This window comes from Microbacterium horticulturae (genome assembly GCF_029094505.1).
GTDB lineage: Bacteria > Actinomycetota > Actinomycetes > Actinomycetales > Microbacteriaceae > Microbacterium > Microbacterium horticulturae.
Genome location: NZ_CP119108.1, coordinates 2,669,920 through 2,695,440, shown reverse-complemented (window position 1 = coordinate 2,695,440; position 25,521 = coordinate 2,669,920). Strand labels below are relative to the sequence as shown.

Annotated in this window: 22 protein-coding genes; 14 read left to right on the top strand and 8 right to left on the bottom strand. The window is 69.6% G+C overall.

The window, feature by feature from the left end; genetic code table 11:
* Positions 1-325 precede the first annotated feature (325 nt).
* The 3 genes from PU630_RS12820 to PU630_RS12810 all read right to left on the bottom strand — a co-directional run bounded on the left by PU630_RS12820 (position 326) and on the right by PU630_RS12810 (position 5,303).
* Entirely contained in the window at positions 326-1,354 is a 1,029-nt protein-coding gene (locus tag PU630_RS12820) for an IniB N-terminal domain-containing protein (protein ID WP_275277452.1), read from the bottom strand.
* Between the two features lie 124 nt (positions 1,355-1,478).
* Positions 1,479-3,074 carry a LuxR C-terminal-related transcriptional regulator gene (locus PU630_RS12815; protein WP_275277451.1) on the bottom strand — a complete coding sequence of 532 codons (1,596 nt, stop codon included), beginning with the start codon at positions 3,072-3,074 and terminating at the stop codon, positions 1,479-1,481.
* 15 nt (positions 3,075-3,089) lie between these two features.
* Positions 3,090-5,303: an Hsp70 family protein gene (locus PU630_RS12810; protein WP_275277450.1), complete on the bottom strand. Its 2,214-nt coding sequence runs from the start codon at positions 5,301-5,303 to the stop codon at positions 3,090-3,092.
* 268 nt (positions 5,304-5,571) lie between these two features.
* Between PU630_RS12810 and groES the strand changes: the two genes are divergently transcribed.
* The 3 genes from groES (at position 5,572) to PU630_RS12795 (ending at position 8,278) form a co-directional block, all read left to right on the top strand.
* Complete coding sequence (groES, locus tag PU630_RS12805) at positions 5,572-5,868, top strand: co-chaperone GroES (RefSeq protein ID WP_067242196.1); 297 nt, start codon at positions 5,572-5,574, stop codon at positions 5,866-5,868.
* A 66-nt stretch (positions 5,869-5,934) separates the two neighbouring features.
* Positions 5,935-6,861 (top strand): EamA family transporter RarD, encoded by a 927-nt coding sequence (gene rarD, locus PU630_RS12800; protein ID WP_275277449.1) that lies wholly within the window; start codon positions 5,935-5,937, stop codon positions 6,859-6,861.
* A 124-nt stretch (positions 6,862-6,985) separates the two neighbouring features.
* Positions 6,986-8,278, top strand: a complete 1,293-nt coding sequence (locus tag PU630_RS12795; protein WP_275277448.1) for an ABC transporter substrate-binding protein — start codon at positions 6,986-6,988, stop codon at positions 8,276-8,278.
* A gap of 214 nt (positions 8,279-8,492) precedes the next feature.
* On the opposite strand, the gene PU630_RS12790 is transcribed toward PU630_RS12795, so the two are convergent.
* Genes PU630_RS12790 through PU630_RS12775 form a run of 4 tightly spaced genes read right to left on the bottom strand, consistent with a single transcriptional unit; the run spans position 8,493 to position 12,601 of the window.
* On the bottom strand, positions 8,493-9,245 hold the full coding sequence (locus PU630_RS12790; RefSeq protein WP_275277447.1) for an ABC transporter ATP-binding protein: 753 nt from the start codon (positions 9,243-9,245) through the stop codon (positions 8,493-8,495).
* Positions 9,242-10,222: an ABC transporter ATP-binding protein gene (locus PU630_RS12785; protein WP_428981954.1), complete on the bottom strand. Its 981-nt coding sequence runs from the start codon at positions 10,220-10,222 to the stop codon at positions 9,242-9,244. Before PU630_RS12785 ends, PU630_RS12790 begins: the two co-directional genes overlap by 4 nt.
* Positions 10,212-11,189 (bottom strand): branched-chain amino acid ABC transporter permease, encoded by a 978-nt coding sequence (locus tag PU630_RS12780; protein ID WP_275277446.1) that lies wholly within the window; start codon positions 11,187-11,189, stop codon positions 10,212-10,214. The genes PU630_RS12785 and PU630_RS12780 overlap by 11 nt, the downstream gene beginning before the upstream one ends.
* A gap of 2 nt (positions 11,190-11,191) precedes the next feature.
* The gene (locus PU630_RS12775) at positions 11,192-12,601 is read right to left on the bottom strand and encodes a branched-chain amino acid ABC transporter permease (protein ID WP_275277445.1); all 1,410 of its coding nucleotides are present in this window, start codon (positions 12,599-12,601) and stop codon (positions 11,192-11,194) included.
* Between the two features lie 261 nt (positions 12,602-12,862).
* Between PU630_RS12775 and guaB the strand changes: the two genes are divergently transcribed.
* The 11 genes from guaB (at position 12,863) to PU630_RS12720 (ending at position 25,130) form a co-directional block, all read left to right on the top strand.
* Positions 12,863-14,365 (top strand): IMP dehydrogenase, encoded by a 1,503-nt coding sequence (gene guaB / locus PU630_RS12770; protein WP_275277444.1) that lies wholly within the window; start codon positions 12,863-12,865, stop codon positions 14,363-14,365.
* Between the two features lie 292 nt (positions 14,366-14,657).
* Positions 14,658-14,951: an endonuclease domain-containing protein gene (locus PU630_RS12765; RefSeq protein WP_275277443.1), complete on the top strand. Its 294-nt coding sequence runs from the start codon at positions 14,658-14,660 to the stop codon at positions 14,949-14,951.
* A 132-nt stretch (positions 14,952-15,083) separates the two neighbouring features.
* Positions 15,084-16,202, top strand: coding sequence for a GuaB3 family IMP dehydrogenase-related protein (locus PU630_RS12760; protein WP_275280103.1), 1,119 nt, complete (start codon positions 15,084-15,086; stop codon positions 16,200-16,202).
* The gene (locus PU630_RS12755; RefSeq protein ID WP_275277442.1) at positions 16,199-17,014 is read left to right on the top strand and encodes an SURF1 family protein; all 816 of its coding nucleotides are present in this window, start codon (positions 16,199-16,201) and stop codon (positions 17,012-17,014) included. The genes PU630_RS12760 and PU630_RS12755 overlap by 4 nt, the downstream gene beginning before the upstream one ends.
* 166 nt (positions 17,015-17,180) lie before the next feature.
* Positions 17,181-19,547, top strand: a complete 2,367-nt coding sequence (locus tag PU630_RS12750; protein WP_275277441.1) for a bifunctional metallophosphatase/5'-nucleotidase — start codon at positions 17,181-17,183, stop codon at positions 19,545-19,547.
* Between the two features lie 116 nt (positions 19,548-19,663).
* Complete coding sequence (locus PU630_RS12745; protein ID WP_275277440.1) at positions 19,664-20,149, top strand: DUF3817 domain-containing protein; 486 nt, start codon at positions 19,664-19,666, stop codon at positions 20,147-20,149.
* A complete protein-coding gene (gene guaA / locus PU630_RS12740) occupies positions 20,146-21,732 on the top strand; it encodes a glutamine-hydrolyzing GMP synthase (RefSeq protein ID WP_275277439.1) in 1,587 nt (528 codons plus the stop codon). The genes PU630_RS12745 and guaA overlap by 4 nt, the downstream gene beginning before the upstream one ends.
* A gap of 32 nt (positions 21,733-21,764) precedes the next feature.
* A complete protein-coding gene (locus PU630_RS12735; protein WP_275277438.1) occupies positions 21,765-22,211 on the top strand; it encodes a nitroreductase family deazaflavin-dependent oxidoreductase in 447 nt (148 codons plus the stop codon).
* Entirely contained in the window at positions 22,208-23,605 is a 1,398-nt protein-coding gene (locus PU630_RS12730) for a glycosyltransferase (protein ID WP_275277437.1), read from the top strand. Before PU630_RS12735 ends, PU630_RS12730 begins: the two co-directional genes overlap by 4 nt.
* A gap of 308 nt (positions 23,606-23,913) precedes the next feature.
* Complete coding sequence (locus PU630_RS12725; protein ID WP_275277436.1) at positions 23,914-24,537, top strand: ClpP family protease; 624 nt, start codon at positions 23,914-23,916, stop codon at positions 24,535-24,537.
* Entirely contained in the window at positions 24,534-25,130 is a 597-nt protein-coding gene (locus tag PU630_RS12720) for a ClpP family protease (protein ID WP_275277435.1), read from the top strand. Before PU630_RS12725 ends, PU630_RS12720 begins: the two co-directional genes overlap by 4 nt.
* Here PU630_RS12720 and PU630_RS12715 read toward each other — a convergent pair.
* The gene (locus PU630_RS12715) at positions 25,127-25,447 is read right to left on the bottom strand and encodes a helix-turn-helix domain-containing protein (protein WP_275277434.1); all 321 of its coding nucleotides are present in this window, start codon (positions 25,445-25,447) and stop codon (positions 25,127-25,129) included. The genes PU630_RS12720 and PU630_RS12715 overlap by 4 nt on opposite strands.
* Positions 25,448-25,521: the final 74 nt, after the last annotated feature.

Sequence of the window (25,521 nt, the reverse complement as noted above, 5' to 3'; positions counted from 1 at the left end):
CAACAAGGTCACCATCACGCCGAAGCAGACCCAGAAGATGATGTCGGCGGCGCTCTGATAGGTCGCCTTCTCGCGGGAGTCGTCGACGGCGCGCACCGCATCCTGGATCAGCGGCAGCTGGTCCTGCCGGATGATGAAGAAGTACACGACGCAGAACCCGCCGAGCGCGAAGCTCAGCACCCACAGCAGCTGCGCGAAGCGGACCGACACCGGCGGCGGGACCTTGACGATCACCGGCGCCCCGTTCTCGCTGGTCAGCTGGGGACGATCTGGTTGCACGTGGCCCTGGTCCGCGGCGGCGGCAGGCAGGGGAGCGGGGACCCGCTCACGGCTCGTCGTACGCGACATCGATCGGTGGCTCCGTTTCGGGATAGGCGCCGGCGTCGTCCGGCGCGTTGTCGATGCTCAGATCGGCGCTCGCGTCGACAGGGTCGCTGTCCAGCGGTGCACTGTCCAGCGGTGCACTGTCCAGCGGTGCGCTGTCCAGCGGTGCGCTGTCCAGTGGTGCACTGTCCAGTGGTGCACTGTCCAGCGGTGCACTGTCCACGGTGTCTGCAGCGACGGAGTCGGCGGCCGCCGGGGTGCTGTCTGCGGCGTCACTGTCGACGGGGCCAGCCGCGGCATCCACGTCCGCATCGCCGGCGCTGTCGTTGTCTGCGGTGCCGTCGTCGGCGGCGTCGGCAGCGCCGGTGGCCGCGACGGCGAGGGCCGCCCCGTCGCCGTTGAACGAGCCGTCGACGGTCGTGTCGACGTCGGTGTCGTTAGAGCTGTCGTTGAACGAGTCGTCCACGTTCGCATCGACGGTTGTGGTGCTGTCGGTCGACGAGTCGTTGTACGAGTCGTCCACGGTGATGTCGGTGTCGGTGTTGCCGATCGAGACGTCGCCCATCGTGGCGTCGGTGGTTGAGTTGTCGACGTCGTGTCCGGCAGCATTGGCGCCGTCGCCCGAGGCGATCACGGCCTCGTGATCGAACTGCTGCGTCACGTCTCCCTCGGCCCAGATGCTCTGGTTCACCGACTGGTCGATGATGGTGGACCGATTGTCGAAGTGGAACGTCTGCGCCATGTGCGTGATGTCACGGACGGCGATCGGGTCGGCCGCGAACGGCTGAGGTGCCGGCGCCACATGCACCACGATCGGATCGGGGACGGAGCGCACCGACACCTGCGGGTGGTCGATGACGACCGGTCTGACCGCCTGCACGTCGGCCGCGCACACACCGGTCAGCCCGTTGCGTGCGAGTGTGCCGTCGGGGTCGTTCTCGAACTCCGCCGCGGCGGCGGGGTCCCGCAGCAGACTGAGGATGAACTCGATCAGCGCATCCGCGATCGTGGTCAGCAATGTGGTCATCATGCACGCTCCTCACCGGCTCGGTTCCACAGAAGTCGCCATTGTGTGTGCGACGCTACGCGTTCAGGGGTGCGTGGGGATCGGGGTTGTTCCCGATTCCCCGCGCTCGTCAATAGGTGGTTCATGGTCAGCCCTCCGCCGTCGCCGCCTGCGCGGCATCCATCTCCGTCAGAACAACGCGCAGACGGGCCACGAGGTCCGATCGCGTGGTCGCCTGCAGCCGCTGGCGGATGCGGGCTATGTGGTGCTCGACCGTGCGGGGAGAGATGAAGATCGCCGCGCCGATCTCGGCGTACGTCCTGCCCTCCACGACCAGCCGCGCCACTTCGATCTCGCGGTCGCTGAGCCCTGCGGGATGGACCGGGGCCGGCGTCGAGCTCTCGGCGGGAGCGGCGGCGGGCGTCGTCGGCGTGGGCGGGTGCAGATGCCGCGCACAGGCCAGCAGCCGCGCCGAGACCCGGCGATCGTCGGAGCGGGCCGCGCCGTGCCCGGCGAGGCGCGCACCATCCCACGCCAGCCCGCATTCGGCCAGTTCCGTGGCCGAGAGCTCGACGGCGTCGGGGTCGACATGGCCGGCCAGCACCGCGGTCCAGAGCCTGCCGGCGCGGGCCATGGTGGCCGCTATAGCGCTGTGCGCGGCGGCCTCGACGAGAGCGTGCGCGTGCGGGGCGAGCATGTCGGGGTGGTCGAGCAGGATGCCCTGCTGGATGCCCGCCCACCGCAGATGCGCCGACCAGGCGGGCGGTGACCCCAGCCGGGCCAGCAGATCGAGTGCTTCGGCCTGGAGGGGTGCGAGTGTGCGGTCGTCTCCGATCCGCGCCACCGCGCTGATCATGGTCGCCAGCGGCAGCAGCAGGAACAGGTCGACGTCGATCTGCTGCACCTCGTTGCGCACCTGCGCCCACAGCAGCTCGAGTTCGGCGACCTCTTCGTACCTCCGGGTGAGCGCGACGCGCACGGCGGTCTCGATGAAGCGGTCGCGGGGAGTGAAGGCGTGGTCGATCTCCTGTGCGGCGCGCAGGCTCTCCTGCGCCTGCCCGGGCTGCTCGCACTGCACCGCGAGCCACGCCTGCCACAGCAGCAGGCGGCGGCGCGCCCAGGCCCCGCCCTGCCCCTCGGCGACGGCGGCGTCGATGACGGCCGTCGCCGTCGGCAGTTCGCCCAGGCCGACCGCTGCGGCGGCGGCGATCACCGCCGGCAGCTCGGGAACCGGTGTCGCCGCCCGCGCGCAGGTGTACAGGCGCGAGGCGCGGGCCAGTTCGCTCAGGGTGTCGGCGGGCACCTCCGGCTCGAGGGATGAGCGCAACCCGGCGGTCAGCGCCGCGAGGGCGATGCCGAGGGTCGTCGGAGCCGTATCAGCCGCAGCGGCCGGCGGCGCGTCGAGCCTTCCGGCGGCGATCTGCGTCGCCCCCGCCGTCGCGAGCGCGCCGTCGTCGCCCGCACGCTGGGCGATGTCAGCGGCCACCGGCATCATCGCGCGGGCGGCCCAGACCGCCGAGAGCAGCGTCGCGACCGCGGGATCGCCGTCGTCGGCCGTCCCGTCGAGCAGCACGGCGGCGCCGTCGATGTCTCCGGCCTGCCAGGATGCCTCCGCCCGTGCCATCACGTCATCGTCAGGCGGATCCCCCAGCGCGTGCAGAGCCTCGGTGCCTGCCGGCCCGGCACGACCGGGTTCGGCGAACGGGCGCGTGCGCGCCACGGTCTGTGCTGCGATCGTCGACATCGTGATCCTTCGGGTTCATCCGGCGCGTGCGTCGTCGGAGTCGTCGGGAGCAGACGACGGAGTGGATGTGGTGGGGGATGCCGCGGCCGCGGCGCCATCGGGGTCTTCGGTGCCGGCAGCGGCCGGTACTTCGGCGTCGGCCGGGTCCGCCGGGGGAGTCGTGGGTGCAGGCTCCGGCGTCGGGTCGGGTGCGGGCGAGGGCGCCGGGTCCGTGCTCGGCGCGGGGTCAGGAGCCGGCGCGGGGTCAGGAGCCGGCGGATCGGACGGTGTCTCGGTGCTGCCCTCGGGCTCGGATGCGCCGCCCGACGGTGAGTCGCCGGATCCGGAGGACGCGGTCGAGCCCGTGGTTCCCGTCGAGCCGGTGGATCCGGAGGAGGCGGTCGACCCGGTGGACGCGGATGGCGAGTCCGATTCCGACGGCGCGTCCGCGTCGGCCGGGTCGCCCGCGCTGCCGGACGCGTCATTGGCGCCATCCGCGGCGTTCGCTTGATCTGCGTCCGCGGTGTCTCCCGATGCCGGTGGCCGAGGAGTCGTGGCGCCGGCAGAGTCGGTCGTGCCCGTGCCGGCATTGTCGCGCCGCTCCATCACCGGGTCCGCTGACGGCACGGACGGTGCCGAGGGATGCGCGGTGGCCGCCGGATCGTCCGGAACCTCGGTGCGCGACGCATCGCTGATGAAGCGGTCGCCGACGCCTGGCGACGGCGGGCGGTCGGCGCCCGTGCCCCGGTCGCTCACGAGCAGACTGCGCGTGTCGACGCGGCCCGGCAGCACCGGCGCCGGCGTGGGACGTGACGCCTCGTGCTCATCGACACCGGAGTCGTCGTCCGCCGGGTCGGCTGCCGGAAGCGCGACGTCGTCGGGCGTCAGGCGCGTTCCGGCGGCCATCGATCCGCCGAGCACGATGCCGGCGGCCACGATCGCGGCCCCCGCCAGAAGGGCCGCCGAATACCAGCGGCTGCCCGGAACGCTCACGAGCTCGCGCATGTCGGCCAATCGGCTCGCGCCCGTCGGCACGGGGGCGTTCTCGACGGGAATGTCCATCCCGGCCTCATCGGTCTGCTCGGCGGACGCGCCGTCGCTGGCCGGCGCCTCGGCGGCCTCGGCGTCCGCACGCTCCCACGACAGGTGGGCGGCCCCGAACAGGGCGATGAACGCCGGGTCGATGTCGGCGGCGATCGGCCGGCAGAGACGTTCGGAGAGCTTCTGCGCGACCAGCGGCATCCGCGCCCCGCCACCGACCGGGATGACGCACGCGATGCGCTCGGCGGAGAGCCCGGCGCCCGACAGCACCGCCTCGACCGCGTCGAGGGTGCGCTGCACGAGTGGCTCGCTGAGCGTCTCGAGCTCACCGCGCGTGAGGCGGATGCTCGAGCGACCGGCCGGCAACGTGATCGGGATGACAGCCGCGACGTCGTCGGAGAGCGCATGCTTCGCCTTCGCGCATGCGGGGCGCACGGTGGCGAGAGGTCCGGGAGAGGCGGGGTCGGATTCCGCGAGCGTGCGCGCGAGGACGTCCGAGGTCGCGGCGGCATGGCGCACGATCGCGTCGTCGATGTCGGTGCCGCCGGCATCGAGGAGGCTGACCGGATCGGCTCGCACGCACAGGTTGCGCTCATCGTCTGAGGCCACCAGGGTCGCCGCGAACGTCGTCGCGCCCAGGTCGCACACGAGGAAGACCTCGTCGTCGCGCAGCGCGCGGTATCTCGCCTGCTGGCGTGCCGCAGCCAACGGCGTGCTGATCAGGTCGACGTCGCCCAGACCCACAGCGGCCAGTGCGGCAGCGGCCACCGTGCGCCGATACGGTCCCCAGCCGAGCGGGCACACGACGGCGACGCGACGCGGCGCGCACCCCTCGACGGCGGTGGTCGTCGCAACGACGTGGGCGACCGCCCGCGCGAACAGGTCTTCGGCCAGAAACGGTCGGCCGGCCGCGATGAGCGGCACGTCTTCGCCGACAAGGGCGGTGAACCCATCGATCCGAGACGGCGGATGCGTGAGCGCGGCGGCCTCGGCGTCGTCGCCGATGAGCACCGTGCCGTCATCCTGTACGAAGGCGACCGCGGGAAGAGTGTCGTGGTCGCGTCCGAGCGGGGCGGGCTCGGTGACGACGGTGTCGTCGAAGTCGACGTGCGCGGTCGCTGCGGCGATGGTGCTCGTTCCGATTCGCACCGCCATCGCGTACGCGTGCCCCATGTGCTTCGCCCCCCATTGCGAACGCACACCCCGCACCGGAACACCCTCCGCAGCGGACCCAGGCCGCTACTGCCCAGTACGTGGTTTTCGCCGTCCGTGTGAAAGGACAGCCGTGCAGGCCCCCGAGTGTAGTCCGCCGCTTCGGCGCGAACAAGGGTTGTCATTCGCCGGCCGCTCGTGGATCGCACGACATGGGCTGGCACTCGCGTTGCGAGAGTGCCAGCCGAGTGCATAAACTGTGATCAGCACTCTCGATGTCTGAGTGCTAACCAGTCTTCAGTCTCAACGAAGGAAGAGGTAGACCGTGTCGGTTTCCATCAAGCCGCTCGAGGACCGCATCGTCATCCAGCAGGTCGAGGCCGAGCAGACCACCGCGAGTGGTCTGGTCATCCCCGACACTGCCAAGGAGAAGCCCCAGGAGGGCGAGGTCGTGGCCGTGGGCCCCGGCCGCATCGACGACAACGGCAACCGCGTTCCGCTCGACGTCGCCGTCGGCGACCGTGTGCTCTACAGCAAGTACGGCGGGACCGAGGTCAAGTTCGGTGCCGACGAGTACCTCGTGCTCTCGGCTCGCGACGTCCTGGCGGTCGTCGTCCGCTAGTCCGCTCGATCGAGGGCCCGGGTGCTTCGTGCGCCCGGGCCCTCGTCGTGTCTCTAGGCTGGTGCAGTGAAGCAGGCGACGAGCGAGACGACCACGGGCGGGCTCTACGCCTTCGCCGCGTACCTGCTGTGGGGACTGTTCCCCCTGTACTTCCTGACGCTGCTGCCCACCACCCCATGGGAGGTCGTCGCCTGGCGCGTGCTGCTCTCGCTCGTGTTCTGCGTCGTCGCCCTCACCGTCACCCGCGGCTGGCGCGCGTTCGGACGCATTGTGCGACAGCCCCGACTTCTCGGCTGGACCGCGGCCGCCGGCATCCTGATCTTCGTCAACTGGACCGTCTACCTCGTGGCCACCCTCACCGGGCACGTGATCGAGGCGAGCCTGGGCTACTTCATCAACCCGATCGTCACGGTGCTGCTGGGCGTTCTCGTGCTGCACGAGCGGCTGCGGCCGGCGCAGTGGACCGCGATCGGGATCGCCGTGGTGGCCGTGGTCGTCATCGTCGTCGGCTACGGGCAGGTGCCGTGGATCTCGCTGCTGCTGGCGTTCTCGTTCGGCCTGTACGGGCTGACGAAGAACCGGGTCGGCGGATCGGTCGACGCCGTGAGCGGGCTGACGCTGGAGACGGCCTGGCTCTCGCCGGTGGCCGTGGGCCTGCTCATCTGGGTGGGGGCGACCTCGGGCATCACGGCGGGCACCGCCGGCGCCGCGCATGCCGTGCTGCTGCTGCTGGCGGGCATCGTCACGGCAGTGCCGCTGCTGCTGTTCGCGGCGGCCACCCGCCGGGCGCCGCTGAGTCTGATCGGACTGCTGCAGTTCCTCACGCCGATCCTGCAGTTCGCCACCGGGGCGTTCCTGCTGCACGAGGCCATGCCCCTGGAACGCTGGATCGGCTTCGCACTGGTCTGGGTCGCCCTCATCGTGCTGAGCGTCGACTCGGTGCGCAACGCCCGGCGCCCGCGCGGCGTGGACGACGTCGCCGAGATCGCTTGAGCCCTGGTGAGCCCGGCGGAGATCGCCCCGGATCGCCGCTTCGCGATCGTTAGCGCACCGAGATCGAACGCGGCGAAACTGAGTGTTTGCTCCCGTTAGGGTAAGAACCACTCGAGATGTGGGTATGCCCACGTTCGCACAGCAAGGGAGCAAGATGAACGTTTTGAAGAAGTCGCGCACGGCGCGGGTCTTCGCGGGGCTCGCGGTCGTCAGCGCGAGCGCCCTGGTGATGGCCGGCTGCGCCGGCTCGTCCGACACGAAGCCCTCCGGTGACACAGGCGACAAGCCCGCGGCCGCCGACCTCACGCTGAAGCTCGGCTCGCTGCTTCCTGAGACCGGCAGTCTCGCCTTCCTCGGCGCGCCGATGGAAGCGGGCGTCGCGCTCGCCGTCGACCAGGTCAACAAGGCCGACGCCGGCGTCACCATCAAGCTCTCGCAGGCCGATGAAGGCGACACCGACACCAAGGCCTACGAGACCTCGATCGAGAAGCTGAAGAGCGAGGGCATCACCGCGCTCGTCGGGGCCGCGTCATCCAGTGTCACGAAGCTCATCATCGACGGCAACATCGGTGCGGGCATCCTCACCGTCTCGCCGTCGAACACCTCGGCGGACTTCTCGGGCCTGAGCCCGCTGTACTTCCGCACCGCTCCGAGCGACAACCTGCAGGGTGAGGTGCTCGGCAACGAGGCCGCCGAAGACGGCGCCAAGACCCTCGGGATCATCTACCAGAACGACGGCTACGGCACCGGTCTGGCCGAGGCGATCAAGACCACGTTCGAGAGCACCGGCGGCAAGGTCGTCGCCGAGGCGTCGTACAACGTCGGCGACGGCCAGTTCGACGCGCAGGTCTCGACGATCGCGGCGGCCAAGCCCGACGCGGTCGCGGTGGTGTCGTACGACCAGTTCAAGACGATCGCGCCGCTGCTCGGCAACGCCGGGGTCGACACCGGCAAGCTCTACCTGGTCGACGGCAACCTGTCGAACTACTCGAAGGACAAGCTGGGCGTCAACCTCAAGGGCTCGAAGGGCACCCGCGCCGGTGCCGAGCTGCCGGAGGACTTCATCGACCAGCTCAACGCGGTCTGGACGGCGGCGGGCAACGACCCGATCAACGACCTGACCTACTCGGCCGAGGCCTACGACGCCGTGATGCTGATCGCGCTGTCGGCGCTGGAGGCCCGCTCGGTCAAGGGCGCTGACATGGCCGCCAAGATGCAGGAGGTCTCGGGCGGTTCCGGCAAGGGCACCAAGTGCACGACCTTCGCCGAGTGCGCCAAGATCATCAACGACGGCGGAACGCCCGACTACGACGGTCTGTCCGGTGAGGTCACGTTCGACGACAAGAACGACCCGGCCGGCGCCGCGATCGGCGTCTACCAGTACGGCGCAGACAACAACAACACGCGGATCAAGTAAGACCCGCGAGGGCCCGGATGCTTCGGCGTCCGGGCCCTTTGTCATGTGGCGTGGGCGCCGCGCTGCGGCATCCCGCCCTCTCATTCAGTCGTCACGCATGACCGTTTTTCCGAACAGAAGCGGTAATTCGTGACGACTGAAGGCGGACCGCGCCGGAAGACCGCGCGGGAGGGAGGCCGCGGGGCTGGACGTCGCGGGCGACGGATGCCGCGGCTCAGGCCGCGTCGTCCTGACCCAGAGTGCCCAGGTACAGCCCGATCACCTTGGGATCGTTGAGCAGCTCGCGACCCGAGCCCTCGTACGCATCACGGCCCTGATCGAGCACGTAGCCGCGATCGCAGATCTGCAGGCAGCGGCGTGCGTTCTGCTCGACCATGATGGTCGTCACGCCGGCCTTGTTGATGTCGGAGACGCGGATGAAGGCGTCGTCCTGGCGCACCGGCGACAGCCCCGCCGAGGGCTCGTCGAGCAGCAGCACCGACGGGTCCATCATCAGCGCGCGCGACATCGCGACCATCTGGCGCTCGCCGCCGGAGAGCGAACCCGCGCGCTGGCCCAGCCGCTTGCCGAGCTCGGCGAAGATCCCGGTGACGAACTCGAGCCGCTCCTTGTAGATCTTGGGATTCTGATACAGCCCCATCTGCAGGTTCTCGGCGATGCTCAACGACGGGAAGACGTTGTTCGTCTGCGGCACGAAGGCCACGCCCCGCTTGACGAGCTTGTCGGCCTTCAGCCCGATGATGCTCTCGCCGTCGACGGTGATCTCGCCCTCGCGCACGTGCACCATGCCGAAGATCGATTTGAGCAGCGTGGACTTGCCGGCGCCGTTCGGGCCGATGATCCCGACCAGTTCGCCCTTGCGCGCGACGAGGTTGGCGCCGTTCAGGATGTTCACCCCCGGCAGATATCCGGCGTACACGTCGGTCAGCTCCACGACGACCTCGCCGGGTGCGGCATCCGTGCTCATGGCTTGTCCTCCTCTGCGAAGTCGGCTTCGGCCTCCGCCTCGGCTTCGGCTTCGATCCGATCGCGGGCCTTCGCGGCCGCGGCCTCGGCGACGACGTCGATGCGTCCGGTGACCGCGCCCAGGTCGACGTCCTGGTGCGCACCCAGGTAGGCGTCGACGACGGCCGGGTCTTCCATGACCTCTTCGGGCGGCCCCTCGGCGACGACACGGCCCTCGGCCATGACGACGACCCAGTCGGCGATGTGGCGCACCATGTGCATGTCGTGCTCGACGAACAGGACGGTCATGCCCAGGTCTTTGAGCTCGAGGATGTGCCCCAGCAGCGACTGGGTGAGCGCCGGGTTCACGCCGGCCATCGGCTCGTCGAGCATGACCAGGGTCGGGTCGCTCATCAGCGCGCGCGCCATCTCGAGCAGCTTGCGCTGGCCGCCCGACAGTGACGCGGCGAAGTCCTGCTCCTTGGTATCGAGCTTGAAGCGGGCGAGGAGGGAGCGCGCGCGCTCTTCGATCTTGCGCTCCTGCGGTCGCCAGAGAAAGGGGAGCAGGCTCGGCCAGAACCGCTCGCCGACCTGGTCCTTCGCGCCGAGCTTCATGTTCTCGAGCACGGTCAGCAGCGAGAGCGACTTGGTCAGCTGGAACGTGCGCACCTGGCCCATCTTGGCGACCTTGAACGACGGGACGCCCGAGAGGCGCTTGCCGTCGAACGACCAGCTGCCGCCGTTGGGGCGGTCGAAGCCGCACAGCAGGTTGAAGAGCGTCGTCTTGCCGGCGCCGTTGGGCCCGATGAGCGCGGTGATGGCGCCGCGGGGAATCTCGAGATGGTCCACGTCGACGGCCGTGAGTCCGCCGAAATGACGCTTCACATCGTCGGCGATGAGAATCGGGTCGGTCTTGGGCACGCCGGGAGCGGCCGGACCCTTCGCGAGCCCGGTGGATTTCTGAGGATGGATGCCGCGGGGGCCGTTCTCACTTGACAAAGGTCATCTCCCTCTTGTCGCCGAGGATGCCCTGAGGGCGGAAGATCACGACCAGCATCAGCGCGACGCCGGCGAGGATCCAGCGGATCGTCTCGGCCTGCGGACCGCTGATGGGAAGGAAGCCGTGCTGGGCGAGCTGGGGGAGCAGATTGCCGAGGAAGGCGAACAGCATCCAGAACAGCACGGCGCCCAGGGTCGGCCCGAAAACGGTCGCGGCGCCGCCGAGCAGCAGCACCGTCCATAGGAAGAACGTCAGCGACGTGGAGTAGCTTCCGGGAACGGCAGCCGACGGCAGCACGAACACGATGCCGCCCATCGCGCCGATGATGCCGCCGACGACGAGCGCCTGCATCTTGTACGCGAACACGTTCTTGCCGAGGGAGCGGACGGCATCCTCATCCTCGCGGATGCCCTTGAGCACACGGCCCCAGGGGCTGCGCATGAGCGCCCACACGAGCAGGATGGCGATCGCCAGCATGATCAGGCCGAACACGCGGTCCCACAGCTCGACCTCGGTGTAGGTCCACGGGCCGAAGCCATACGTCCCCGGGGGGAACGGGTTGCTGCTGCGGAAGCCCGCGCTGTACCCGTACAGGCCCTCGGCACCGTTCGTCCACTTGTCGAACAGCTGGGTCAAGAACAGCAAGCGCACGATCTCGGCCGCCGCGATCGTCGCGATGGCGAGGTAGTCGGCGCGCAGACGCAGCGTCGGGATGCCGAGGAAGAGCCCGAACACCGCACCGCCGGCGAGGCCGATGAGCATGCCCACCCACCAGGGCACGCCGAAAGTGAGCACCGAGATCGCATAGCCGTAGCCGCCGATGGCCATGAAGCCCGCCATGCCGAAGTTCAGCAGGCCGGCGTAACCGAAGTGCACCGCCAGCCCGGTCGCGGCCAGTGCGTAGGCGATGGTGATCGGGCTGAACAGGTACGCGGCAGTGTTGCCGAAGATCGCTCCGAAGTCCATGGTCAGCCCAGCCTTTCCCTGCGGCCGAACAGGCCCTGCGGCCTGACGAGCAGGATCACGATCAGCGCGACGAGCGCGCTGGCGTACTTGAGATCCGACGGGATCCACAGCGTCGACACCTCGACGGCGATGCCGACGATGATCGAGCCGATCAGCGCGCCGAGGGTGGATCCGAGACCGCCGAGCGTGATCGCGCAGAACATCAGCAGCAGCATCTGCATGCCCATGTCCCACTTCACGCCGGGCCGGAAGTACGTCCACAAGACGCCGGAGATCGCGGCCAGCACGCCGGCGAGGATCCATACGACCCGCACGACCTTGTCGACATCGATGCCGGATGCCGCGGCCAGCTGCGGATTGTCGGAGATGGCCCGCGTCGCCTTGCCGATCCGGGTGCGGGTGAGGAAGATTCCGACGGCGATGATGACCACGAGACTGACGGCCATGCCGATGATGTCGATGTACGACAGCGAGATCGGGCCGAACTTCATCGGATCGGGGCTGGCCCCGGGCAGCTGATGCGTGCCGCCGCCGATGAGGAACTGCAGCCCGAAGCGCAGCGCCAGCGAGAGGCCGATGCTGACGATCATGAGCTGCACGATGCCCAGTCCGCGACGGCGCAGAGGCCGCCAGAGCCCCGCGTCGAGCGCCCAGCCGAGCAGGCCGCCGCCGATGACCGAGGCGATGATGCCCAGCCACAGGGGAAGGTGCCACATCGAGGTCGCCATGAAGGCGAGCACACCTCCCCAGGTGACCATCTCGCCGTGTGCGAAGTTCGACAATCGGGAGGTGCCGTAGATCAGCGCGGCACCCATCGAGGCGAGCGCGAGCAGGAGCCCGAAGTTGATGCCGCCGACGGTCCGGGAGATCAGCTGATCGGTGAACGAGACGGTGATCCGCTCGCCCTGACCGAGGAAGAGATTGATGATCTTGGTGCCGGTGAGCCCGAACTCGGCCTCGAACGAACCGGTCGTGCCCGCCACCGGGGCGACGCCGGTGGGCAGCTGCGAGGCGTCGACGATGACGCCTTCAGGCAGTGTGTCCTCGTCGACGTGAAGGGTGTACGAGGCCTTCTTCGGCACGTACAGGCGCCATTTGCCGTCCGCGTCGGTCTTGGTCTGCGCGATGAAGCCGCCGCCCTCGACCGACACCACGACGCCGGCGATCGGCTTGCCCTGATACGTGATGTTGCCGCCGAAGTAGAACGACGTCTTCGGGGCGTTCTCATCGGCGTGCACCGTGTCGGACGCGCTGACGCCGGCAGCGGCATCCTGCACCGCCGTCACAGCCGAGGTCTCCTGTGCCGACGCGGCCGTCGCCGGTGTGAGCAGAAGCACGGCCGAGGCGGCGATGCCCCACAGTGCGACGTGCCATTTCCGGGGTCGGCGAAGCGCCGCTGTCCTGTGTCTCACACAACCTCCACCTTGAGCCGCGCACGGCGCCGTCGGGTACGGCTTCGCCCCGCGTGTGCACCGAGCGTAACGGGTCGAGCGCTCATCCGACCACTGCACCGCTCGTAATGTGCGCAGTTCGTGATCAGGGGGCGCTTGTGGGGAATGTCGGGCGCGTCGCCGCGCTTAGACTGTATATCGGCGGAGTGCCATCTCTTCCGCGCCATGGTCGTCCGCCGCATATCCGCGTCTGAGCGCGCCGCCGGCGCGAGAGGAGCCTCCATGGAACAGCCCGACCCGTTCGGTTTCGTCGGTCTCACGTACGATGACGTCCTCCTGCTGCCGGGGCACACCGACGTCATCCCCAGCGAGGCGGACACGTCGTCGCGGGTCACGCGGAACATCACGGTCGCCACGCCTCTGATCTCTGCAGCGATGGACACCGTGACTGAAGCGCGCATGGCGATCGCCATCGCGCGCCAGGGCGGTCTGGGCATCCTGCATCGCAACATGTCGATCGAAGACCAGGCGTCAATGGTCGACCAGGTCAAGCGCAGCGAGTCGGGCATGATCACGAACCCGATCACCACGACGCCCGACGCGACGATCGAAGAGGTCGACGCGCTGTGCGCGCAGTACCGCATCTCGGGTCTGCCGGTCGTCGGCGACGGTGGGCGCCTGGTCGGCATCATCACGAACCGTGACATGCGGTTCGTCTCGGGCTTCGAGCGCCAGACGACCAAGGTGCGCGACGTCATGACCAGCGAGGGCCTGATCACGGGGCCGGTCGGCATCAGCGCCGGCGAGGTCATCGCCACGTTCGCCAAGCATCGCGTCGAGAAGCTGCCGCTCATCGACGACGCCGGCAAGCTCGCCGGGCTTATCACCATCAAGGACTTCGACAAGAGCGAGAAGTACCCTCTTGCCACCAAAGACGACCAGGGCCGCCTGCGGGTGGGCGCGGCGATCGGCTTCTTCGGCGAGGCCTGGCAGCGCGCCGAGGCGCTGCGCGACGCGGGTGTCGATGTCATCGTCGTCGACACCGCGAACGGGCAGTCGGCGGGCGTCATCGACATCATCACCCGGCTGAAGGCCGACCCGACGTTTGCGCACATCGACATCATCGGCGGCAACGTAGCCACGCGCGAGGGCGCGCAGGCACTCGTCGATGCGGGGGTGGATGCCGTCAAGGTAGGCGTCGGCCCGGGCTCGATCTGCACCACGCGCATCGTCGCGGGCGTCGGCGTGCCCCAGGTGACCGCGGTGTACGAGGCGTACCTCGCGGCCCGCGAGGCGGGCGTGCCCGTCATCGCCGACGGCGGACTGCAGTACTCCGGCGACCTCGCGAAGGCCCTCGTGGCGGGCGCCGACTCGGTCATGATCGGCTCGCTGTTCGCCGGCACCGACGAGGCTCCGGGCGAGATCGTCTTCCAGGGTGGCAAGCAGTTCAAGCAGTACCGCGGCATGGGGTCGCTGGGCGCGCTGCAGACGCGCGGCAAGAAGACCTCGTACTCGAAGGACCGTTATTTCCAGGCCGACGTGCCCAGCGACGACAAGCTGATCCCCGAGGGGATCGAGGGGCAGGTCGCCTACCGCGGGCCGGTGTCGGCCGTCGCCTACCAGCTCATCGGCGGGCTGCGCCAGTCGATGTTCTACGTCGGCGCGCGCACTATCGACGAGCTCAAGCAGCGCGGCAAATTCGTGCGGATCACCGCCGCCGGGCTCAAGGAATCGCACCCGCACGACGTGCAGATCGTCGTCGAGGCGCCCAACTACAAGAAGTAGGGGCGCGGGGGCGCGCGGGCTGCGGGCTGCCGCATCCCTTCTCGGACCACGTCGCATTCACAGAGTTCGGAGAGTCGCGCGAAGTTCGGAGTGATTCGCCGGGATCGCTCCGAAGTTGATGCGCTTCTCCGAACTCTGTGAGAGATGGATGCCGCCACGCTGGCCGGCGCGCCGGTTCCTCCCCAAGCGGGGCGAGGCCGACATCTCTCCACAATCTTCGGATCGGCCTGCCCCGGAGCTGCCGCAAGCACCCAGACTTCGAGCATCGGGCCTGTCGGACTCCGGTCTCGAGATGCTTCTGATCGAACCGCTGCGTCGCGCGGGCCTGCGCGTACGTCAGCAGATCATGCTCGCCGGGCGCCCCGTCGACCTCGTCATCGGCGATCGGCTCGTCGTGCAGATCGACGGCTATGCGTTCCACTCATCGAGCGCGCAGCGCGGCAGTGACATCGCCCACGACGCCCAGCTGCGTCTGCGCGGGTACACGGTGCTGCGTTTCAGCTACGCGCAGATCGTGCACGACGCGGCGAACGTCGTGCTCACCCTTCGCCGCGCCGTCGCAGCGGGATATGCGGAGACCGCGTGAGCAGGGGCACTCAGTCTTCGGAACATCGCGCGAAACTCGGACGATTGCCGCTGATCGCTCCGAGCTCGGTGCGATGCTCCGAAGTCTGAGCGCGTTCCGTGCAGGACCCGCGGGTAGGGTAGTGGGGTGAGCATGGACATCGAACTCGGCAGCTCCAAGCGCGCTCGTCGGGCGTACACCTTCGATGACATCGCGGTCGTGCCTTCGCGGCGCACGCGCAACCCGGAGGACGTGTCGACGACCTGGTCGATCGACGCCTTCTCGTTCGACGTGCCGGTCATCGGCGCGCCGATGGACTCGGTGGTCAGCCCCACCACGGCGATCATGCTCGGGCAGCTCGGCGGCCTGGGCGTGCTCGACCTCGAGGGCCTGTGGACGCGCTACGACGACCCCGAGCCGCTGCTGGCCGAGATCGCGACGCTCGACGACGATGCCGCCACTGCGCGCATGCAGCAGCTGTACGCCGAGCCGATCAAGCCCGAGCTCGTGCGCGACCGTCTGGCGCAGATCCGCGAGGCCGGCGTCACCGTCGCCGGCGCCCTCACTCCGCAGCGCACGCAAGAGCTGTACGAGACCGTCGTGGCCGCCGGGGTCGACCTGTTCGTGATCCGCGGCACCACGGTCTCGGCCGAGCACGTCTCGAGCGTGTCCGAGCCCCTCAACCTCAAGAAGTTCATCTACGACCTCGACGTGCCCGTCATCGTCGGCGGCGCCGCCACGTACACCGCGGCGCTGCACCTCATGCGCACGGGTGCCGCGGGCGTGCTCGTCGGATTCGGCGGGGGCGCGGCATCCACCACTCGTGCCACGCTGGGCATCCACGCGCCGATGGCCACCGCGGTGGCCGATGTCGCCGGCGCACGCCGCGACTACATGGACGAGTCGGGCGGCCGCTACGTGCACGTGATCGCCGACGGCGGCGTGGGCACGTCGGGCGACATCGTGAAGGCGCTGGCGATGGGGGCGGATGCCGTCATGCTGGGCGTCGCGCTGGCCCGGGCGACCGACGCTCCCGGCCGCGGATACCACTGGGGCCCCGAGGCGCACCACCCGCAGCTGCCCCGCGGCCGCCGCGTGAGCGTCGACCAGGTCGCCTCTCTCGAAGAAGTCCTGTACGGCCCGGCGCCCGTCGCCGACGGCACCGCGAACCTCATCGGTGCTCTGCGCAAGTCGATGGCCACGACCGGGTACTCCGACCTCAAGGAGTTCCAGCGCGTCGAGGTGGTCGTGGCGCCATACGGCATCGAATGACCGAGAGCGACGAACTGCCGGAGGTCTTCCCGCCGACCCTGCGCGAGGTCATGCTGCGCCCGCGCTGGCTGGCGATGCTCGGTCTGTGCCTGGCCGTTGCGGGCGTGTTCGCGTGGCTCGGCCAGTGGCAGCTCGGGCGCGCGCTCGACACGAGCGCGACCACGCCGGCCCAGACGACCGAGCAGGCGCTGCCGATCGCGCAGATCGTCGATCCCGGCGAGTACCTGAACTCCCCGCTGGAGGGGCAGAAGGTCGAGGTGACCGGCCGCTTCGTGCCCGGCGACTTCCTCATCGTGACGCAGCGCATGAACGGCGACGAGCAGGGCTTCTGGGTGACCGGGCAGTTGCGTGTCGCCGATACGTCCACCCCGACGTCTCTCGCGGTGGCCATCGGCTGGGCGCCCACGATCGAGAAGGCGCGGGATGCCGCGGCCGCCCTCAATGCGGCCGATCAGGCCACGACCACGGTGACGGGTCGGATCGTCGCCGATGAAGGCCCCAAGCTGCCGCCGCGCAGCGACCCCGACGAGATGCAGACGATGTCGCCCGCAGCGCTCGTGAGCAGGTGGCACGACAACGTCGATCTCGACGTCTATCGGGCCTACGTGGTCAGCGAGCACCCGCTCGATTCGCTCGTGGCCATCGTGTCGCGTCCGCCGGAGGCGGGCGAGAGCATCAATTGGCTGAACCTCTTCTACGCGGCCGAGTGGGCTGTCTTCGCGGGGTTCGCGTTCTACCTCTGGTACCGCCTGGCGCGAGACGCTCGCGAGAAGGAGATCGAAGAGCTCGAAGAGGGTCGCGCGGCGTCCTGAGCCGCCCTCGCCGGTTCGCCGGACAACGCGCGGATGAGAGCCGGATGAACTCTTCGCGAATCCGTTGAGGATGTCGGCGGTGCTCCCTAGGCTCGATCTCATGCACGTCGCTGTGCATACGCTCTGAAGCGGTGATGGCATCGCTGTGAGATGGAGAGGAAGTCGCATGTCCCTTAACCCTGTCCGCAGACATCCGCGCCTGGCGGCGCTGACCGTCGGTACCGTCGCCGCCGTCGCCCTGGGCGTGATGGGGGCGGTTCCCGCATCCGCCGCCGACGACCCCGTCGAGATCGACGTCGTCACCATCAACGACTTCCACGGTCGCATCGAGGCGGACCACGCCTCGGGCGGCGCCGCGGCGCTGGCCACCGCGGTCAAGGAGGTGCGTACGGACAACCCGAACACCATCTTCGCCGCCGCAGGCGACCTTATCGGGGCATCCACCTTCACGTCGTTCATTCAGCAAGACAACCCGACGATCGACGCGCTCAACGCGGCCGGTCTCGAAGTGAGCTCGACCGGCAACCACGAGTACGACCAGGGTTGGGCAGATCTGCGAGACCGCGTCGTTCCGCGTGCCGACTGGGCGTACATCAACTCCAACGTCTTCCTGAAGTCCACGGGCGAGACGGCGCTGGCGCCTTCGTGGGTGAAGGAGGTCGACGGCATCCGCGTCGGGTTCATCGGCGCCGTGACCGAAGACCTCAGCTCGCTCGTGTCGCCCGCCGGCATCGCCGACCTCGAGGTGCGCAATATCGCCGACTCGGTCAACGCCGCGGCCGCCGATCTGAAGGACGGCGATCCGAACAACGGCGAGGCCGACGTCATCGTGCTGCTCGTGCACGAGGGCGCGACGACCACCGACGTGTCGAGTGTGACGCCCGACTCGCCCCTCGGACAGATCGTCTACAACGTGGACGACGACGTGAACGCCATCGTCTCGGCGCACACGCACCTGGCCTACAACTTCACAATCGACGGGCGGCCGGTGGTCTCGGCGGGCAAGTACGGCGAGAACTACGGGCTGATGAAGATCACCGTGGACCCCACCGACAAGTCGGTGCTCTCGATCACCGACGAGATCAAGCCGCTGACCGCCGACGACAAGCCGCTGTACGCGCCCGACCCGGACGTGCAGAAGATCGTCGACGACGCCGTGCAGGCAGCGGAAGGGCCGGGCAATGCCACGGTCGGCAACGTCACCGCCGACTTCAACCGCGCTCTGCAGAGCGACGGCACCACCGAGAACCGCGGCGGCGAATCGACACTCGGCAACTTCGTCGCCGATGTGCAGCAGTGGTCGACGGGTGCCGATCTGGCGCTGATGAACCCGGGCGGACTGCGCACCGACATCACCTACGCATCGAGCAGCGACAACGACCCCGACGGCAACGTCACGTATCGCGAGGCGGCCACGGTGCAGCCGTTCGCCAACACGATGATGACCACGACCCTCACCGGTGCGCAGCTCGCACAGGTGCTCGAAGAGCAGTGGCAGCCCGCGGCGGCGAGCCGTCCGTTCCTCAAGCTGGGGGTCTCGAAGTCGCTGTCGTACACGTACGACCCCACGGCGGAGGCCGGCTCGCACATCACCTCGATGACCGTGAACGGCAAGGCGGTGTCGCCGACCGACACGTTCACGGTGGCGGTGAACTCTTTCCTGGCTGCCGGCGGTGACAACTTCACGACGCTGGCCGACGGAGCCAACACCGCCGACACCGGCAAGGTCGACCTGCAGTCGATGGTCGACTGGTTCTCGGAGAACGGCACGGCATCGCCCGACTACGCACAGCGTGCTGTCGGCGTCGTGCTGAGCCCGCCCGACGCCGACGGGTACAGCGCCGGTGACACGGTGACGGCGAACCTGTCTTCGCTCGCGTTCAGCACGGGCGAGCCGGCAGCTGACAAGGTCACGATCTCGCTCGGCGACACGCAGCTCGCCTCGAGCGCGGTCGACCCAACCGTGATCGACGCATCCGACGAGGGCGGACGGGCCGAGCTGAGCTTCACGATCCCGAGCGGGGTCGAGGGCGCGCAGCAGCTGACGGTGGCCGTGGCATCCACCGGCACAAGCATCCAGGTACCGGTCGAGATCACCGCGGCGCCGTTCGAGGGCGCCGTCACCGTGAAGCACGCGAAGGTGTCGGCGGGCGGAACGCTGACGGTCAGCGGCACCGGGTTCGACGCCGGTGAGAAGCTGACCGCGACGCTGCAGGGCAAGAAGAAGGCACACGTCTCGCTCGGCACGATCACCGCACGCAAGGACGGCTCGTTCCGCACCACGCTGACCGTGCCCCGGTCGACGAAAGCGGGCGTCTACACGCTGACGGTGGCGCAGGCCGACGGCGATGCCGCGACGGCCACCGTGCACGTGAACAAGGCGATGCACGGCGGTGGCGGTGGTCACGGGGGTGGCCACGGCAGCCCTGGTCATGGTGGACCGGGGCATGGTGGACCGGGGCATGGCGGGCCGGGGCATGGCGGACCGGGGCATGGTGGTCCCGGTCACGGCTGCCACGCGGTGATCCGCTGACCCGGTGACGAGCGGGCACGGTGACGAACGGGCGGGGTGCCGGTGCAGCATCCCGCCCGCTCTCCGCCTGCTGGCAGCCCGGCGAGCTCCCGGAGAGCCCCGGGTAGGATGGGTCCATGCCCCTCGCCCCGAAGCTGGCGTCGTTCCCAGCCATCCGCGGTGCCCTGAAGTTCTACCAGATCTGCTCGGTCATCACCGGTACGTTCCTGCTCCTGCTGGTCGCCGAGATGATCCTGAAGTACACGCCCATCCACCTCGAGCTGTTCCTCGGCGGTTCCGGGGGCTTCCTCTGGTTCGCCGATGTCGTCAACGGTCCCGACGGGCTCGAATCGACCGGCGACGGCGTGAACCTCTCGATGGCGATCCTCATCGTGCACGGCTGGTTCTACGTCGTGTACCTGTTCAGCTGCTTCCGCCTGTGGAGCCTCATGCGCTGGCCGTTCGGGCGCTTCATCCTGCTCGCCGCCGGTGGCGTCGTCCCGTTCCTGTCCTTCATCATGGAGGCCATCGTCGCGCGCGATGTGAAGCGCTACCTCGCCGAGCGCGAGGCGTCGGCCGCGGCATCCGACCCGTCCACCCCCGCCTCTGAAGGAGCCCGGTGACCGACAACACAGAGACCTCGCAGCGCCCGGTTCTCGTCGTCGACTTCGGCGCGCAGTACGCGCAGCTGATCGCACGACGCGTTCGTGAGGCGGGGGTCTACAGCGAGATCGTGCCGCACACCGCCTCGGCCGACGAGATCGCCGCGCGCAACCCCGTCGCGCTGATCCTCTCCGGCGGGCCGTCGTCGGTGTACGAAGAGGACGCTCCGCAGCTCGACGCCGGCGTCTTCGACCTCGGAGTGCCGACGCTGGGCATCTGCTACGGCTTCCAGGTGATGGCCAAGACCCTTGGCGGCGAGGTCGCAAACACGGGCTTGCGCGAGTACGGCGCGACCGACGCGGCGCTCGCCGGCGACGGCGGCGTGCTGTTGGGCGGTCAGCCCGCCGACCAGAACGTGTGGATGAGCCACGGCGACCAGGTCGCCGCGGCCCCCGAGGGCTTCACGGTGCTCGCCTCGACCCATGCGACCCCGGTCGCGGCGTTCGGCAACGACGCGAAGTGCCTGTACGGCGTGCAATGGCACCCCGAGGTCAAGCACTCCGACCACGGTCAGGAGGTCATCGAGAACTTCCTGCACAAGGCCGCGGGCCTCGAGGCCTCGTGGAACAGCGACAGCGTCATCGCCGAGCAGGTCGAGCGCATCCGCGCGCAGGTCGGCGACGCGCGCGTCATCTCGGCGCTGTCGGGCGGGGTCGACTCGGCCGTGTCGACGGCTCTCGTGCACAAGGCCATCGGCGACCAGCTCACCGCCGTGTTCGTCGACCACGGTCTGCTGCGCAAGGGCGAGCGGGAGCAGGTCGAGCAGGACTACGTCGCCTCCACGGGCGTGCGACTGGTGACAGTGGATGCCGCAGACACATTCCTCGGTCATCTGAAGGGCGTCACCGACCCCGAGCAGAAGCGCAAGATCATCGGGCGCGAGTTCATCCGCGCGTTCGAGAAGGTGCAGCGCGAGCTGGTGGCGGAGGCCGAGGCCTCCGGCGGCGCACCGATCAAGTTCCTCGTGCAGGGCACGCTGTACCCCGACGTCGTCGAGTCGGGCGGCGGCACCGGCACCGCGAACATCAAGAGCCACCACAACGTGGGCGGCCTGCCCGAAGACCTCGACTTCGAGCTCATCGAGCCGTTGCGCACCCTGTTCAAAGACGAGGTGCGCGCCATCGGCCGCGAGCTCGGCATTCCCGAGGCCATCGTCTCGCGTCAGCCGTTCCCGGGTCCCGGATTGGGCATCCGGATCATCGGCGAAGTGACCCGCGACCGCCTCGAGATCCTGCGTGACGCAGACGCCATCGCGCGCGAAGAGCTCACCAAGGCGGGCCTGGACGGCGAGATCTGGCAGTGCCCGGTCGTGCTGCTCGCCGACGTGCACTCGGTCGGCGTACAGGGCGACGGCCGCACCTACGGACACCCGATCGTGCTGCGTCCGGTGTCTTCCGAAGACGCGATGACCGCCGACTGGACGCGCCTGCCGTACGAGGTGCTCGCCAAGATCTCCAACCGCATCACCAACGAGGTGCGTGAGATCAACCGGGTCGCCCTCGATGTGACGAGCAAGCCGCCGGCAACCATCGAGTGGGAGTAGTCGCCGCGCCCGGATCCCGGCAGGATGGACGGATGACCTCCCGCTTCATCGAGCCGACCGGTGCCGACGCTCTCTTCAACGGCGTCGTCGGCTTCTTCACGCGCCTCGGTCTGCCGGTCGCCGGCAGCCGTGTGCTCGCCGTGCGTGGCCGGTCCTCCGGCCAGTGGCGTACCACGCCCGTGAACCCGCTCCGGGTCGCCGGTGAACGGTACCTGGTCGCCCCGCGGGGGCAGACGCAGTGGGTGCGCAACCTGCGCGCCGCAGGTGCCGGCGAGCTGCGCAAGGGCAGGCGAGCCGAGGCGTTCACGGCGACCGAGGTCGCCGACGCCGACAAGGTGCCGATCCTGCGCGCGTACCTGAAGGCGTGGGCGTGGGAGGTCGGCCGCTTCTTCGAGGGCGTCGACGCATCGTCGCCCGATGAGCGGCTGGCCGAGATCGCGCCCGGCTTCCCGGTGTTCCGCATCGAGGACGCGGCGTGACGCTGCCCGACGCCGCGTACCTCGTGCTCGCCAGCCGCGTCGCGCCCGCGCTCGACGGCGGCTTCGCGGTCGCCGTGCCGTGGCGCGTGCGCCAGCTCGTCGACGCCGGGGCGCAGCATCCCCTCCTCCTCACCCTGGATGCTGCAGACCCCGCCACGCACACGCAGTGGCGCGACGAGCTCGCCGTGCATCGGATGGACGCCGCCGCCTGGCGCAATCTCTTCGACGATGCGCAGGCCGACCCTGCGTGGCTGTTCGCGGCCGGTGTGCCGGGTGCGGCCGACCCCGCCGTCGAGTACCGGCAGGTGCGGGATGCCGCCGGCCGCCCGCTGGTGGATCTGCCGGTGATCCCGAACAACCCCGCCTGGCACCTGACGACGGCGCCGGTCGTCGTGCATGCGCCCGGCGGTGACCGGGTGCTCCCGGGGTTCGGCGGGCTGTATCGCGCATGGCTCGATCACATCGTGGCGCAGCAACGGGCGGACGACCCCGAACGGATGGTCGTCGTGATCTGCGAGGCGCGCCAGGTTGGCGAGCTGCTGGTGGGCTGGGGCGATGCGCACACGCGTCTCGTGCACACCGTGCACAATTCGCACCTGCCGGCGCCGTACGACGACCCCGACGCGTCGCTTGCGCCGCCCTGGGCGCGCTGGCTCGAGCATGTGCACGACTTCGACGCGGTGCTCTGGCCGACCCGCGCGCAACGCGACGACGTCGCGGCGCGATTCGGCGAGGACGACGGGTTCTCGGTCGTGCCGAACCCGATCGAGCTCGGCGATGAGCCGGCGGCCGCGGCATCCCGTTCTGCAGCGCGCGTCGTGATGGTGGGGAGATTGGCCGCGCAGAAGCGCGTGGATCTGGCGATCGACGCATTCGTGCGCGTGCACGCGGAGATGCCTTCTGCGACGCTGGACGTGTACGGCGATGGGCCGCTGCGCGAGACGCTGCAATCGCTGATCGATGAGCGCGGCCTGGGTGCGGTGGTCACGCTGCGCGGGCGCGTGACCCCCGCCGAGCGCGATGCCGCCTACGAGCAGGCGACGCTGATGCTCTCGACGGCGGCGTTCGAGGGGCAGGGGCTGTCGATCGCCGAGGCGCTCGCGCGGGGGCTGCCGGTGGTCGCGTTCGACGCGAAGTACGGGCCGCGCGAGGTGATCGGCGACGGGGGAGTGCTCATCGAGCCGGGTGACGTTGACGCGCTCGCCGACGCGGTGGTCGCGCTGCTGCGCGACGATTCATGGCGGGCGCGACTGTCGGCTGCGGCACGGGATGCTGCGCGCCGGTTCGATCCGGCGGCGATCCGGCCGGCGCTGGTCGAGGCGATGGAGGCTGCGGTGCGGCATCCTTCGCGCCGCGCGACTGACGGTCCGACGCGCCGCGCGCCTCAGGACTGAAGGGCCGCGGGTCGCACTTCCATCCTGCGAGATGAACGTGGTGGATGCCGCGGCCGGTGCGGCCTCGCGAGAGCCGGTACGACCTCGCGAGAGCCGGTACGACCTCGCGAGAGCCGGTACGACCTCGCGAAATCCGGTACGACCTCGCGAGTTCCGGTACGACCTCGCGAGATCCGGTACGACCTCGCGAAATCTGGTACGACCTCGGCGTTGAGGGGGCGGTGTCCGCGGTGCCGCTCTGCCCCCAGCGGATCCGCCGGCGGCAGGGCGGCGCGCGCACCCGGCCCCGGCGGGCGCAGGCTGGGGGCATGGCTGAAGAGACGAAGGTCCCCGCGTTCGGGGAAGCGGCCCGGCGAGAGCTGTACGCGCAGCGCGTGCTCGTGCTCGACGGAGCGCTCGATGACGACAACGGCACGCTGCTGGCCACCCAGCTGCTGGCGCTCGCCGCCGAAGATGAGACCGCCGATATCGCGCTGTGGATCCACTCGCCGGGCGGTTCGGTGCCGGCGATGCTGGCGATCCGCGACGTCATACGCATGATCCCCAACGATGTGGCCACGCTCGTCTTGGGGATGGCGGCCAGCGCAGGGCAGTTCCTGCTCTCGGCGGGCACGAAGGGCAAGCGGCGGGCGCTGCCGCACGCGCGCATCCTCATGCATCAGGGATCGAGCGGCATCGGCGGCTCGGCCGTCGAGGTCGAGGCCCAGGCCGACGACCTGCGGCATCTGCGCGACACCGTGCTGGGCCTCATCGCCGACGACACCGGGCAGAGCCCGGAGCGGGTGTTCGAAGATTCGCTGCACGACCGCTGGTACACCGCCGCGCAGGCGCGCGACTACGGCTTCATCGACGCCATCGTGCGCGACTTCACCGAGGTCGTGCCGCGTCGGCGCCGACCGGTGGGGATCTCGGCTGAGGAGGTCGCAGCATGAGCGGCGGCTACAGCATCCCGAACGTCATCGCGCAGAACCCGCGCGGCGACCGGATCATGGACGTCTATTCGCACCTGCTCAGCGAACGGATCGTGTACCTGGGCACCGCGATCGACGCCGGAGTCGCGAACGTGCTGATCGCGCAGCTGCTGCACCTCGACTCGGAGAGCACGGACCGCGACATCCAGCTCTACATCAACAGTGAAGGCGGCGCCCCTTCGGCCATGCTCGCGGTCTACGACACCATGCGGCACGTGCGTCCTGACATTGCGACCACGTGCATCGGGCAGGCCGTCGGCGTGGGCGCTGTCATGCTCGCCGCCGGTGCGCCGGGCAAGCGCGCCGTGCTGCCGCATGCCCGCGTAGTACTGCACCAGCCTGCCGGGCAGGGCCAGGGGGCGATCCCCGACCTGATCGTGCAGGCCGATGAGCTGGTCCGTGTGCGCGGCGATGTCGAGCAGATTCTCGCCGCGCACACGGGGCAGGATGCCGCGCGGCTGCGTGCCGACACAGATCGCGACCGGTTCTTCACGGCGTCCGACGCCGTGGCGTACGGGCTCGCCGACCGCGTGCTGCAGAGCGTTCGCGACTAGGCGGCGAGCAGGTACGCGCCGCGGCGCTGCTGGCGCTGCAGGTCGCCGGCGACGGCGGAGGCCAGGTCGACGAGCGTGAGGTCGAGTGCACCTGCGACGGCGGCGAGCATCTCGCTGGAGGGCTCCTTCAGTCCGCGCTCGATCTCGGAGAGGTACTGCGGTGAGACGCCCGAGCGCTGCGCGGTGTCGGCGAGGCGATCCCCGCGCTCGTGCCGCGTGCGGCGCAGCACGGAGCCGGCGGCCTCGCGCCACAGCGGTTCGGGGCGGGGTTCGGGGCGTCGCTTCGGCGCGGGGCGCAGCGGGATGATCTCGGCCATGGGCTCACGATAGGCCGCGCGGCATCGCGGCCGCAGCCTGTTCCGCTCAGAGCGGATCGGGCCGCGCGGAGCTG